Raw genomic sequence first — 12,743 nt, 5'->3', positions numbered from 1 at the left:
TCTTTGTGCATAAATCAATCCGGTTCAAACTCTTTCTGACATTTTTGCTGACGACGAGCCTTATCGTTTCGGGCATGTATGTGTTCATGCGCTGGTCGCTGGATCGCGGGTTTAACGCGTTCATCGAAAAACGCCAGCAGGAACGCATCGGCGCGCTGGTCGAGGGCCTGAGCGAATACTATGCCGGCGATCAGGATTGGCTCGCATTGACCGGCAACAAGCGGAAGTGGATGGAGCTGTTATGGCAGGCCAACGAGTATCGGCATTACCGGCCGGCGCAGTGGTTCAAGCAGGCATTGAGCGAGCCGCCCGACGTCTGGCCGCCGGCGTTGCCCGAACCGCAAGCCCGCTGGCGCTTCAAGCCGCTGGAACTGAGCGTGATGCTGTTGCGCGCCGACAAATCGATCATCTTCGGCCGCCGGGAATCGTTGCAGCAGTTGACTCTCTATCCCATACGCTATCAGCAGCAGACGGTCGGCTTTCTGGGCGTGCTGCCGGGCAAGCCAGTCAATCAACCGCTGGAGCTGCAGTTTATGGAGCGCCAGTCGCAGGCCTTTATCTGGATTGCCGTATTTATGGTGTTGCTGTCGGCAGGACTGGCCTTGCTGTTGGCTTACACACTGGGGCGTCCGCTCAAGCGCATTACGGCCGCGGCCAAGGCGCTGGCGGTAGGCAGTTATGATACGCGCCTGCCGGTCGAGTCTAGCGATGAGCTGGGCCAACTGGCGCGGGACTTTAACGAGATGGCGGCGGCGCTGGAGCAATCGGAGCAGACGCGGCGGCGCTGGGTGGCCGATATTTCGCACGAGTTGCGTACGCCGCTGGCTGTTTTGCGCGGCGAGCTGGAAGCGCTGCAGGACGGCATCAGGCCGTTGACGCGGAATGCCGTCGATTCGCTGATGAACGATGTCATGCGGCTGCATCGCCTGACTGACGATCTGTATCAACTGTCGTTGTCCGATCAGGGCGCATTGAGTTATCGTAAAACGCTGGTCGATCCGGTCGCGGTCTTGAAACAGGATCTTGCCGCGCTGGCGCCTGAATTCGACAGCAAGCAGCTCCGCGTGCATCTGGCGGACAAGCTGGCGGCTGCCGCCAAAATTCACGCCGACCCGGACCGCCTGTCGCAGCTCTACCGGAACCTGCTTAACAACAGTCTTAACTATACGGACCGCAGCGGCCAGCTCGCTATTACCGTTTCCCGGCAGGGGAACAGGCTGATCATGGTTTTTGCCGACAGCGGGCCGGGCGTGACGGAGCAGGAACTGCCGCGCCTGTTTGACCGCTTTTATCGCGTGGAAAGCTCGCGCAGCCGGCATCATGGCGGCGCAGGGTTGGGGCTGGCGATTTGCAGCAATATCGTGCAGGCCCATAACGGCACGATAAAGGCGCAAGCCTCGCAGTTGGGCGGCCTTGCCATTCATATTGAACTACCGATTGAGTCATGAACCGTATCCTGATTGTAGAAGACGAAGAAAAACTGGCGCGTCTGGAAGCCGACTATCTGCATAATGCCGGCTTTGAAACATTCTGCCTGGCCGATGGGCTGGCCGTCGTGCCGTGGCTGAAGGAAAACGCGGCAGACCTGATACTGCTGGATCTGATGCTGCCGGGCCGCGACGGCCTGGACCTGTGCCGGGATATCCGCCGGTTCAGCACCGTGCCGATCATCATGGTGACCGCGCGCATAGAGGAAGTCGACCGCCTTCTGGGACTGGAACTCGGGGCCGACGACTATATCTGCAAGCCGTTCAGTCCGCGTGAGATGACCGCGCGCGTCAAAGCCGTATTGCGAAGGATGCAACCTTTGGCAATGGAGCCGGTCTCTAATATGTTAAAGCTGGACCCGCAGAGTTTCAGAATATCGGTCGGCAAACTGGAAACGGAATTAACCGCGGTCGAATTCCAGTTGCTGCAAACGATGTACCAGCAGCCGGGGCGCATTTTTTCCCGCGCCAGGCTCATGGACCTGATGTATCAGGATCAGCGCATCGTATCCGACCGGACCATTGACAGCCATATTAAAAAATTGCGCAAAAAACTGGCCGATCTGTTGCCCGGCCAGGAATTGATCCATTCGGTTTACGGCGCCGGTTATCGCTATGAGATGCCAAGCAACAACGGCGATTAAAATTCCTTATTTTTTACACAATCGTTGCAAATTACTTGCCTTTTTTATCGATATAGTAAGACCCAAGAACGAAGATGTACCGTTCGAATACCATAACCTTACAGAAATGAGAGAATAACTATGAACAAGAAAATCATAACGATCGCAATAGCCCTGGCTCTTCCTTTCTCCGCATCGGCTGGGGCCGGCGCCGAAAAAGAGGGTTTTGAAGGCGGATATCGGCACGGCGAGAAAATGGAGCGTATGGCCAAGGAGCTGAATTTAAATGAAGAGCAAAAAACCAAAATGGATGCCTTATTCAAGGAACAGCATGAGAAATATAAAAGCCTTCATGAAGAAACCCGCACGCGCCTGAAAGAAATCCTGACGCCTGAACAAATGCAAAAGATGGATGAAATCAAAAAACGCCATCACGAACAATGGAAAAGCAAGAGAGGCATGGAAAAACAGAAGTAATGCCTGCAAGGACAATCTAACTCATTCTTGATCCAGGGAAGGATCAGTTTTCCCGATGTTAAATACTGCGCATGACCGGCATATTCTATTGCCAGGCATACAGGCAGCCTGTTTTATAGATTTGATCGGCAAACAGGTCTTGCTTCCACGGTGCGGCCGTCCGCGCTTAAGGTTGCCGGCGTTGAGCATGACAGCGGCATTCCTCGTCCGCGGGCGATCCGTCAAGATCAATTCCTCAGTAAAATTCAGCTATTTTGCGCGGGCATCATCGCTTACAATGCCGCGCATGAGCAGGCTTGTTTCTCAGCCTGAAGATTAAGCGGAGCGGCAGCTCCAACTACTACCTGAGGATATTTATAATGAAAACAATTCACCTTGCCTTTGTGGCGCTGTCGCTTTTCAGTTTTATCGGCAGAGTCGTGCTGTCAGAAGTCAATCCCGAAATGCTGAAACAGAAAGCCTTTAATATTGGCCCCCATGTCATCAATACAATATTGTTGCTCAGCGGTATCATTCTGGTTTTTCAAGGATCATGGCTGTCAATGGAGTACGGCTGGATTATCGGCAAGCTAATAGGCCTGTTAGGCTATATCGGTTTAGGCATAATGGTACTGCATAATCAGGGCACTACCCGTTGGCTGGCGTTTACCGGCGCGCTGGTCTGCTTTGCCTATATCGGCATGGTCGCAGTGACCAAGGATGCGTGGTTCTTTTTATAAGCCCATAAAAATCACGAAGGGCACGAAGTTTTATATTTTTCTTCCTGCCCTTGTTTATAAACAAAAATCTATTTTGCCGATCTGTTGATCCAGCCAGCGCAAAACATCCTTCCCGCGCTTTAGGTCGGTTCCGTCAAACGCCAGTTCTCGATGATCCGTCAATACATCCCAACGGCATAGCAGGTTTTTTAGCTGGACACGCTCGCTGGCGGTGAAGTGGTATTGTTGAACCAATTGGCTGAACAGGTGCGGTTCGGCTGATGTGATCAGCTTGGCCAGGGCGCTCATGTCGGTCAGCAAGGCTTCAACAGCCGGAATATGGGCCGCTATCAAGGCCGAAACCTGCTTAGGCTCAATGTTTTCCGCTGGCATTTGTTTGTTGTCCGAGACCACTTTCAGGCACTGAGTCAATTCCGCACAGGAAAAACGCGTTGCGGTCTCGTAAAATGCCGAGGCTTCCATGTCGTACAGGTGTGGAAGGTCGTACTGAAGTTGTGGCCTTGAAGCGGTTTGCAAGTTATCGGTGAGGCAATGCTGATTACACACTAACGGCGGGTAATAATGCTTTCCGCTGTCGAGATCGATGATTTTGTCAATTAGACGCAGCGTCCCTAAGGCATGGTCTCTATGTCCGGCGATGCCGATATTGAGCATAACCGGATTTTCTGCCGAGGCCAACAAGGCTTGCGTGTAGGCCACGCCGGCTGCCATGGCGCTTTTGCCGGGGCCGGTCACAGTCAGGCAGATGTCCTGGTTCAGATACACGGCAAACGGCTCAACAGCCGTATCTTTCTTCAGTTTAAAATGGGCGGTCAGCGGTTTCGCTTCGCAGGGCAGAGCGGTGTAGATAAAAGTTTTGTATTGGTTGGCTTGATTCATAAAGCGGAGTCTTGGGGCGGCTAAGGATAGATAGCCAGCAGTGGGGAAGGGCTTTAGCCGTAACTAAAGCCCTTCCAAAGCTGAGCGCCTGCTACGGCGCCGTGGTCGGCGCTCGTTCCGGCGGCTTGGCTGTACCGGTGCCGCCGACTTCGCTGGCTTCCTTATAGTAGAGATTTTTCAGGCGGCTGAAGGCGCCCCATAAGGTCGTATCCATGACGGTATGGTTGCCGATTGAAACGATAACGCGGGCCAATTCCGGAATTCTGTTTCGGGTAGACAACATATATACCGGTTCGACATACAGCACGGTATTGCCCATCGGCAGAATCACCATGCGGCCCAAGGCAATTTGTGAACCCCGCTGATCCCATAACGTGAACTGTGCGGCAATGTCCGGATTTTGGGAAATCAAGGCTTCAACCTGTGCAGGACCGTTAACCTGGATGTCTTTCAGGAACTTGAAGACGGTAATGTTAGGCTTATAGTCCAGGCCGCAGCCGGCTTTATCCAGTATGCTGGCAACCCCGATCATGCTCAGATTGGTTCTGTTGACAGGCGTCATCGGGTTGATCAGGACCAATTCTTCCTTATGGTTGCAGTAGCCGAAATCCATGGTCTGATAGTACGGCATGACCGGTTCTTCACGCACATTGGCAAATTGCCAGGTTTCGGCTTGCTCGTAGAACAGCTCCGGGCTGCGCTGGTGATATCGGGCAAAAATTTTCATCTGCGCGTAGTACAGATCGCGCGGATAACGCAAATGGGTGCGTAATTCAGCCGGCATCTCCTCGATATTCTTAAACACACTCGGATAAGCGTTGCTGTAGGCGCGAATGAGCGCATCCGATGGATCGGAAACGTAATAAGCCACTTCGCCGTCAAGGGCGTCGACGACGATCTTGACCGAGTTGCGGATATAGTTGAAGTCTTGTGGGTCGTTTAGAAAATCATCGGCCGCCGGTTTGGAAACCGGATACGACTTTGATAAGGTATAGGCGTCCTGTATCCAGAAAAAACGATCTTTGCCGATCACCAGATAAGGATCCTTGTCCAGATGCAGGAACGGCGTCAGCTTGCGGATACGCTCCACGATATTGCGGCGTATCAGAAGCTTGCTCTGGTCGGTAATATTGGTAGAGAAGAATATTTTTTCGTCTTTGAAATAAAAGGCGAATAATGCTTTTCTGAAAAGCGACGGGATCGGAATGCCGCCTTTGCCTTTATATTCAGCTTCCACTCCCGGATCAGTCAGCGAGCCGGAAATGCCGACAACGTTCAGTCTGTTAGGTATGACGGCATAAGTGTAGTCTTCCTGGCCATAGTAAATATCCGGGTATTTGACGCTTAAGCCGACCGGCGAATACATGTTCAAGTCGCGCAAATACCAGACCAGTGGCTTACCTGCATCCTGTGCGGCCGGCGAAACGACGGCGCCATAGCCGTGCGTATAGCGCAGGTGCATGTTTTCCCACGTTTGTGCAGATTCCGGTAGCTTGGAAAAGTTGAGCTCGCGGGCCGCCAGATTGACCTGGCGGGTATGGTCCAGGATGAAATAGCGGTCTTCATCGACATGCGGAAAGCTGTAATAAGGCCGGATGCCCTGCAACTGGCGGTAGCCGTCTATCAGCAGTTCTCGGTCCCAGACCGGAATATTCTCGAAGAATTTCTGCGTGCTCCAGGCATTAATGTCATCCGTGGCATCAAGCTTAATCGGCAGTTCAACGACATTGATACGTTTTAAATCATACGCGTCCAGCGTCGCTTCAATGTTGTTCTGCATGAACGTTTTTTCAGTCCTGACCGGATTCGGATTGACAATGAATTTTTGTATGGCGGCCGGGATCGAATCAATGGTTGGAATGAACATAACCAACAGAAACGCGCCGAGCGAGATCAGGAACGGCGTTTTAATGCGATGTTTTTCCGAGAAAATAAACAGGCTGGCCGTAATGGCTGTTGCCAGAAAAGTGATGATGCTGAGCCAGATGAAGGGCAACCGGTAACGGATTTCTACAAAGCCGGGACCATAGAACACAGGCTCGTGCGATGTATTGTAAAGCAGCGAAAACCGCTCCAGCATGAAGCCCCAAATGACGAACAACACGACGAAACCGATCAGAACGCCTAAGTGAATCTTCGCACCAAGCGGGAATTCCTTGCTCTGATCAGGCACAAACACATGCTCGAGCCAATACAGCGCTCCGACCGAGAAAAACAGTAAAATGGCCGTTAGCAGCAATTCCTTCTGGATCAGGATATAAATCGGATAGGACAGCATGTAAAAGCTGACATCGTTGCCGTAGACCGGCTCGGTTACGCCTGAATCACTACCGAAAAAATACAGTAATGCGGTTTCCCACTGCTGATAGAACGGTATCGCAATAAGAATGGCCAGCAACAGTGAGATCAATGTATAGATTCTCATCGAGCCGCTCATGAACATGTCGGCGAAGCGCTGAAAGCGGCGGCTTTTGTCTATATTATTAAAAACCTCGTCGGGCGGATTCAGGCCCAGGTAACGCGAGGCAATCCAGAAGTGAAAAAAGAAAATCGCAAAGAAAACCAGCGTAACGCCGCCGGACAGAAAGAATTTATAGAGCAGCCTTAACCAGAAGTAGGCCTCGAATTTTAATTCCCGAAACCACCAGAAATCGACGATCAGATCGAGAAAGATGAAATAAAAGGCGGCATACACAATGCCTGCGACGACCAGGATCACTCCTATCGAGGCGAGTAAAAGCTTCCAATTCCGCATAGTGTCCTCTTTTTTTTATAGATTATGCTTTTGACAATGCTTAATTTGCAGGCATCGGCCATTATTTGCTTAATGTCTGCATGAATGACTTTATTCTAGCACCCAATAGAGGTTCGTAGCGATTCAGACGCTTATTTATTGCTCCTCTTCGAGGCTTGGTAGCCTTTGGGCCTGATGGCAATGCGGGCCTTGACTTCCGTGCACAAAGTCCCGTCGCTTTGATAAAAAGCATAGGTAAACTCAGGCGTGCTGCGGCTTTTGCGTTCAAGCTCCTCGCGGATTTGCTGCTCCTGGTCGGCGGACAGGGTGAAGCGTAGTTCCAGGTCGGTGCGCCCTCCATGCCTGAAGTCCAGATGCAGGGAGCGGGCCCAGACAGAATAGCCGGGAAACACCTTGACGCAGCACATGGCGGCAATCGGATCGGCCAGGCAGGCTTGGAAACCGCCAAACAGGCTGCCGCCAGTATTGGTCGCGATCCAACTGTGCCGCAGCAGGATTCTTACCGTACGCCAATCCGGTGAAATTTCCAGCACTTTCAGGCGCATCAACCAGAAGGCCGGATACCATTTTATGCGTTGCTTGTCGGTCAGCCAGCGGCTGTTCCAGATAAGACGGCGCAGGTTCATTGGGGAATTTCAGAAAGAATTTTTTCGGCGGTGGAGAGCGCGAGCCTATGAGGTTCGCGCTCTTGGTCGTGGAGCTGGTTAAGCCAGGCTTTTGCTCGCTACTTCGTAAACATCCTTGGAGATGTTTACGGTGCCCATGATTCTTTCGAGCTGCGCTTTCATGAGCGCCTGCCGGCTTTCGTCATAGCGCCGCCATTGCGTTAAGGCGCTGAGCATGCGCGATGCGACCTGCGGGTTGATCGTGTTCAGCGCGATGATCTGATCGGCCAGGAATTGATAGCCCTGGCCGTTGGCGGCATGAAAATGCAGCTGATTGGCCTGGCTGAAGGCGCCGATCAGGGATCTGACGCGGTTCGGATTTTTCAGATCAAAAGCGTCATGGGCCATCAAAGCCTGGACCGTGGCAAACGTGCCGGGCATCGGACTGGATGCCTGCAGGGCGAACCATTTATCAATCACCAGCGCCTCATTCCGCCATTGTTGGTAAAAATCCGTCAGGCACTGCCGGGTGGCCGGGTGCGGGTTGTTGACGATGGCTGTTAAGGCGGCCATCTGGTCGGTCATGTTGCGGGCCGTCTTGAACTGCTGCTCGGCCCAGTTTTGAATGTCCGCATTTTCAAGCTTGCTCAAGTAGCTCAGGCAGGTGTTTTTGATGCGCCTGCGGCCTATGGCGCCGGCATCGAACTGGCCTGACTCGTCACGATGATTGGTCTGGTATAACACCTGGAACTGCGGCTGCAACTGCTGAGCCAGCGTCCGTTTAACGAATTCCCGCGCCTTGTGGATGGTTTCCACATCGACCACCTGCATCTGCTCGGCCAGATAAGTCTCCGACGGCAGGTCCAGCAACAGGGAGAAATAGGACAGATCATCCCAGGGCTGCTCCAGCACTTTTCTGAAAGCCTCGACGATAATCGGGTCAAGCTGCATGTTCCAGCCGTTTCGGCAGTCTTCGATGAGTCGCATGATAATGGCGCCGGCCAGTTGTTGCCCGGCTTCCCAACGATTGAAGGTGTCGCTGTCATGGCTCAATAAAAACGCCAGTTCTTCAAGACTGTAATCCATGGCCAGCTTGACCGGCGCCGAAAAGCCTCTCAGCAAGGAGACGACAGGTTGCTGCGTCAGGTCCTCGAATGTAAACGACTGTTCTGCTTCGGTGACAGATAAGGTCACTTCATCGCTGGCTTGATCGCTGTCTTTCAGTTTGCATGAAGCAACAGAGCCGTCGCGGTTGATCAGCCCGACTTTGACGGGAATATGCAGCGGTTCTTTGACGGGCTGGCCCGGCGTCGGCGGGCAGCTTTGGGCGATGGTCAAGGTCAGCGTTTGCCCGGTCGGCTCATAGTGCTGCCGGACCGTCAATACCGGCGTGCCGGCCTGGGAGTACCAGCGCCGGAACTGGGCCAGGTCGGCACCGTTGGCGTCTTCCATGGCCTTGACGAAATCGTCGCAAGTGACGGCCTGGCCGTCATGGCGTTGAAAATACAGATCGCTGCCTTTTCTGAAGCCTTCGGCGCCCAGCAAGATGTGAATCATGCGCACGACTTCGGCGCCTTTTTCGTACACGGTCAGGGTATAGAAATTGTTGATTTCCATATAGGAGTCAGGCCGGATCGGGTGCGCCAGCGGGCCTGCATCCTCGGCAAACTGGCGCGTGCGCAGCATGTTGACGTCTTCAATGCGCTTGACGGCCTTGGAGGTCCGGTCGCCGGTAAATTCCTGGTCGCGGAATACGGTGAAGCCTTCCTTCAGGCTGAGCTGGAACCAGTCGCGACAGGTGATGCGGTTGCCGGTCCAGTTGTGGAAATATTCATGGCCGATGACGCCTTCGATGTGCTCGTAATCGGAATCGGTGGCCGTGTCCGGGCGCGCCAGCACATATTTGGTGTTGAAGACGTTGAGCCCCTTGTTTTCCATCGCGCCCATGTTGAAGTGGCTGACCGCAACGATCATGTACAGATCCAGATCATACTCGCGGCCATAGACTTCCTCATCCCAGCGCATCGCGTTTTTCAGGGACTGCAGCGCGTGGTCGCATTTGTCCAGGTCATGCGGCTCGACGAAGACTTGCAGGCTGATGTTCCGGCCTGATTGCGTGGTGAAGTTGCCTTCGACGCAGTGCAGCTGGCCGGCGACCAGCGCGAATAAATAGCAGGGCTTGTCGAACGGGTCTTCCCAGGTGACCCAATGACGATTTTCGGACAGTTCGCCATGACCGACTTTATTGCCGTTCGACAGCAGTACCGGATAGCGGTTTTTGTCGGCGATGATGGTGGTCCTGAACCGCGCCATGACGTCGGGGCGGTCGAGATAGTAGGTGATTTTCCTGAAGCCTTCCGCTTCGCATTGCGTGCACAGCATGCCGTTGGAAAGATACAAGCCTTCTAAAGCGGTATTGGCTTTCGGATTGATCAGGTTTTCGATGGTCAGCACAAAGCGTTGATCTTGCGGTACTTCATGGATGACCAGGGAATCGGCCGTTTGCTGGTAGTCAACTGCGGTTAAATCATCGCCGTCATTCAGGTTGACGCGCAGAAGTTTCAGGTTTTCGCCGGATAAAGTCAGCGATTTGCCGGCGGATTGGCTGGCCGGATTGCGGCGCATGGTAAGCCGGGAGATGACTTGGGTGTTCTCGTCATCGAGCGTGAAATTCAATTCAACGCTGTCGATCAGGTAGTCAGGGACAGTGTAATCTTTTAAATAGATGGTTTGTGGATTGGCATCACGCATAGTATTTTCGGGAATGTTTATTGATTAAGGTCAGGATTGGGTTTTGACAGCAAAAATGGCGATAAGTAACCATGCGCTTAAAAAAGCAACGCCGCCTATCGGCGTAATCATGCCCAACCATTTCAGATTCAGGATCGTCAGCAGATACAGGCTGCCGGAAAACAGCAGTATGCCGGCGAACATGAGCCAGCCGGCCCAGTGCACCAGCGCCGACGCACTCGGTATGAAGGCGATGGCGACCAGGCCCAGCGCGTGCCACATCTGATAGCTGACCGCGGTTTTGTAGACTTCCAGCATCTCGGGGCTCAGGACGTTTTTTAAGGCGTGAGCGCCGAATGCGCCCATGCTGACGCCCAGAAAGGCGCTGAGCGCGCCAAGGCACAGAAACAGTGAGTTCATATTATTTTTCCAGCAGTCTGGGTATGAGTTGTACGAGATTGCACGGGCGGGTGCGGAAATCAAGCTGCTCCTTGATTAAATCATCCCAGGCCGTACGGCAGGCGCCCGATGAGCCGGGCAGGCAAAAGACATAGGTGGCATTGGCGACGCCGGCAATTGCTCTGGACTGGATCGTCGACGTTTTAATGTCCTGATACGACAGCATCCTGAAGATTTCGCCGAAACCGTCCAGAACCTTGTCCAGCAAAGGCTGTACCGCTTCCGGCGTGCCGTCCCGGCCCGTCACGCCGGTGCCGCCCGTGGTCAGGACGACATTAATGTCGTCATCGGCAATCCATGCCGAAACAGCGGCCCGGATTTGATAGATATTGTCAGGGACTATTTTCTTTTCAATAACCTGGTGCCCTGCTTCCTGGGCGCGTTCCACCAGCGTTTTGCCGGATAGGTCATTGCTGTCGGTGCGGGTGTCAGAGACCGTCAGTACGGCAATATTCAACGGTATAAAGTGTTTTTCAGCTGTCATAGTTTAAAAAAGGCAGAAGCGGCCGTTTAGCCGCTCAGGCAGCGCTTTTGCGCGTGGTAAAAAGGGCGGCCTGTCGGCCGCCCTCAATTAGACTTTGGTCTTATATTACTGCAATACCAGGAAGAATGCTTCCTGTCCGCGCTGAATATTAATCAGCAGCGGACCTCTCGGATCAATGACCTGGTTAAACTCGTCAAGATTATGAATGCGGTAGCGGTTCGCCGTCACAATCACATCGCCGGGACGCAAGCCTACGCGCCATGCTTTTGACGATGTGTCGATCTTTTCGATTAAAACCCCCTCGACCTGATCCTTTTGCGTGGCGCTTAATATCGTGCCCTGCAGGGCCGGATGCAGTTTATTGCCCGCCAATTGCGGTCTTTGCGGCTTGCCGATCGTGGCCGTCGTTTCCCTTTTCTCGCTGCCTCGGAAATATTGTATGTCTACATTGTCGCCAATTTGCATCAGGCCGATGATGTTGCGGATGTCATGGCTGTTTTTAACGGATCGGCCATTGACTGACACGATAATATCGCCCGGCTCGAGGCCCGCTCTGGCTGCTGGCGAATTGTTTTCGACCCGGCTGACCACGGCGCCGTTTTTGCTTTCAAGATTAAACGCCTTGACCAGGTCCCCGCTCAGATCCTGGGTCGTTACGCCCAGCAGGCCGCGTCTGACTTCGCCGTGTTTAACCAGCGAATCCTTGATCGTCATGACCATATTGGCCGGAATCGCAAAGCCGATGCCGACGTTGCCGCCGGAAGGCGCCAGAATGGCTGTGTTCATGCCGATAAATTCGCCGCGCAGATTGACCAGTGCGCCGCCAGAATTGCCGGGGTTGATAGAGGCGTCGGTCTGGATAAAGTCCTCATAGCCTTCTATGCCCAGGCCTGATCGGCCCAAGGCGCTGATAATGCCCGATGTGACGGTCTGTCCCAAGCCGAACGGGTTGCCGATAGCCACGACGAAATCGCCGACTTTGAGCTGGCTGGAATCGGCAATGGGCAGCTCCGTTAAATTGTCGGCCGGAATCTGGATGACGGCGACATCGGCTTCCGGGTCTGCGCCGACTAATTGCGCGTTGAGCTGGCGGCCGTCATTCAAAGTCACCACGATCTTGTCCGCTTTGTCGATGACATGGTTGTTGGTGAGGACATAACCGTGCTCGCTGTCAATGATAACGCCGGAACCCAGACTATTCTTTTGCTGCTGCCGCGGCGGTTGATTAGGCAATTCGAAGAAATAGCGGAAAAACGGATCCTGCATCAGCGGGTTTTCCCTGGTCTGGATGTTGGTGGTCGTAGAAATGTTGACTACGGCCGGCATGCTGCGCTCCAGCATCGGGGCCAATGACGGTAATGGTTGTCCTTCTGCGTAGCCCGGCAGTGCAGCGTGCGCGATCGATGGAGCTGTCAGGTAAACAGGCAAAAGAGTCATCAATAACAACTGTTTTACTAATTTATTATTCATCATGGATTTCCGGGTATGGGTTAATCGTGTGCCATAGACAATATAGGTCCAAAAA

11 protein-coding genes are annotated in these 12,743 nt (G+C 53.4%); 4 read left to right on the top strand and 7 right to left on the bottom strand.

The window, feature by feature from the left end; all coding sequences use genetic code 11:
• Positions 1-5 precede the first annotated feature (5 nt).
• The 4 genes from ACTNE6_RS18445 (at position 6) to ACTNE6_RS18430 (ending at position 3,306) form a co-directional block, all read left to right on the top strand.
• On the top strand, positions 6-1,448 hold the full coding sequence (locus ACTNE6_RS18445; RefSeq protein WP_442497792.1) for an ATP-binding protein: 1,443 nt from the start codon (positions 6-8) through the stop codon (positions 1,446-1,448).
• Entirely contained in the window at positions 1,445-2,131 is a 687-nt protein-coding gene (locus ACTNE6_RS18440) for a response regulator (RefSeq protein WP_442497791.1), read from the top strand. The genes ACTNE6_RS18445 and ACTNE6_RS18440 overlap by 4 nt, the downstream gene beginning before the upstream one ends.
• 120 nt (positions 2,132-2,251) lie before the next feature.
• Positions 2,252-2,587, top strand: a complete 336-nt coding sequence (locus ACTNE6_RS18435; RefSeq protein ID WP_442497790.1) for a Spy/CpxP family protein refolding chaperone — start codon at positions 2,252-2,254, stop codon at positions 2,585-2,587.
• Positions 2,588-2,946: 359 nt separating this feature from the next.
• Entirely contained in the window at positions 2,947-3,306 is a 360-nt protein-coding gene (locus ACTNE6_RS18430) for a SirB2 family protein (RefSeq protein WP_442497789.1), read from the top strand.
• 54 nt (positions 3,307-3,360) lie between these two features.
• Here the strand turns inward: ACTNE6_RS18430 and ACTNE6_RS18425 are convergent, their stop codons facing one another.
• The 7 genes from ACTNE6_RS18425 to ACTNE6_RS18395 form a co-directional block, all read right to left on the bottom strand.
• Positions 3,361-4,185, bottom strand: a complete 825-nt coding sequence (locus ACTNE6_RS18425; RefSeq protein WP_442497788.1) for a hypothetical protein — start codon at positions 4,183-4,185, stop codon at positions 3,361-3,363.
• A gap of 91 nt (positions 4,186-4,276) precedes the next feature.
• A complete protein-coding gene (locus tag ACTNE6_RS18420) occupies positions 4,277-6,940 on the bottom strand; it encodes a UPF0182 family protein (RefSeq protein ID WP_442497787.1) in 2,664 nt (887 codons plus the stop codon).
• Positions 6,941-7,071: 131 nt separating this feature from the next.
• Entirely contained in the window at positions 7,072-7,566 is a 495-nt protein-coding gene (locus ACTNE6_RS18415) for a PaaI family thioesterase (RefSeq protein WP_442497786.1), read from the bottom strand.
• 78 nt (positions 7,567-7,644) lie between these two features.
• Entirely contained in the window at positions 7,645-10,296 is a 2,652-nt protein-coding gene (gene pepN / locus ACTNE6_RS18410) for an aminopeptidase N (RefSeq protein WP_442497785.1), read from the bottom strand.
• Positions 10,297-10,326: 30 nt separating this feature from the next.
• Positions 10,327-10,695: a DUF423 domain-containing protein gene (locus tag ACTNE6_RS18405; protein ID WP_194968089.1), complete on the bottom strand. Its 369-nt coding sequence runs from the start codon at positions 10,693-10,695 to the stop codon at positions 10,327-10,329.
• 1 nt (position 10,696) lies between these two features.
• The gene (gene moaB / locus ACTNE6_RS18400; protein WP_442497784.1) at positions 10,697-11,218 is read right to left on the bottom strand and encodes a molybdenum cofactor biosynthesis protein B; all 522 of its coding nucleotides are present in this window, start codon (positions 11,216-11,218) and stop codon (positions 10,697-10,699) included.
• 105 nt (positions 11,219-11,323) lie between these two features.
• On the bottom strand, positions 11,324-12,688 hold the full coding sequence (locus tag ACTNE6_RS18395; protein ID WP_442499717.1) for a DegQ family serine endoprotease: 1,365 nt from the start codon (positions 12,686-12,688) through the stop codon (positions 11,324-11,326).
• Positions 12,689-12,743 lie beyond the last annotated feature (55 nt).

The sequence above is a fragment of the Methylobacter sp. sgz302048 genome (assembly GCF_052162025.1).
Taxonomy (GTDB): Bacteria; Pseudomonadota; Gammaproteobacteria; order Methylococcales; family Methylomonadaceae; genus Methylobacter.
The sequence above is the reverse complement of the archived record's forward strand: the minus strand, read 5'-3'. Positions and strand labels throughout refer to the sequence as shown.

Coding starts and splice junctions, on each gene's coding strand:
- ACTNE6_RS18440 (WP_442497791.1), top strand. CDS start 1,445: ATGAACCGTATCCTGATTGTAGAAGACGAAGAAAAACTGGCGCGTCTG.
- ACTNE6_RS18435 (WP_442497790.1), top strand. CDS start 2,252: ATGAACAAGAAAATCATAACGATCGCAATAGCCCTGGCTCTTCCTTTC.
- ACTNE6_RS18430 (WP_442497789.1), top strand. CDS start 2,947: ATGAAAACAATTCACCTTGCCTTTGTGGCGCTGTCGCTTTTCAGTTTT.
- ACTNE6_RS18425 (WP_442497788.1), bottom strand. CDS start 4,185: ATGAATCAAGCCAACCAATACAAAACTTTTATCTACACCGCTCTGCCC.
- ACTNE6_RS18420 (WP_442497787.1), bottom strand. CDS start 6,940: ATGCGGAATTGGAAGCTTTTACTCGCCTCGATAGGAGTGATCCTGGTC.
- ACTNE6_RS18415 (WP_442497786.1), bottom strand. CDS start 7,566: ATGAACCTGCGCCGTCTTATCTGGAACAGCCGCTGGCTGACCGACAAG.
- pepN (WP_442497785.1), bottom strand. CDS start 10,296: ATGCGTGATGCCAATCCACAAACCATCTATTTAAAAGATTACACTGTC.
- ACTNE6_RS18405 (WP_194968089.1), bottom strand. CDS start 10,695: ATGAACTCACTGTTTCTGTGCCTTGGCGCGCTCAGCGCCTTTCTGGGC.
- moaB (WP_442497784.1), bottom strand. CDS start 11,218: ATGACAGCTGAAAAACACTTTATACCGTTGAATATTGCCGTACTGACG.
- ACTNE6_RS18395 (WP_442499717.1), bottom strand. CDS start 12,688: ATGAATAATAAATTAGTAAAACAGTTGTTATTGATGACTCTTTTGCCT.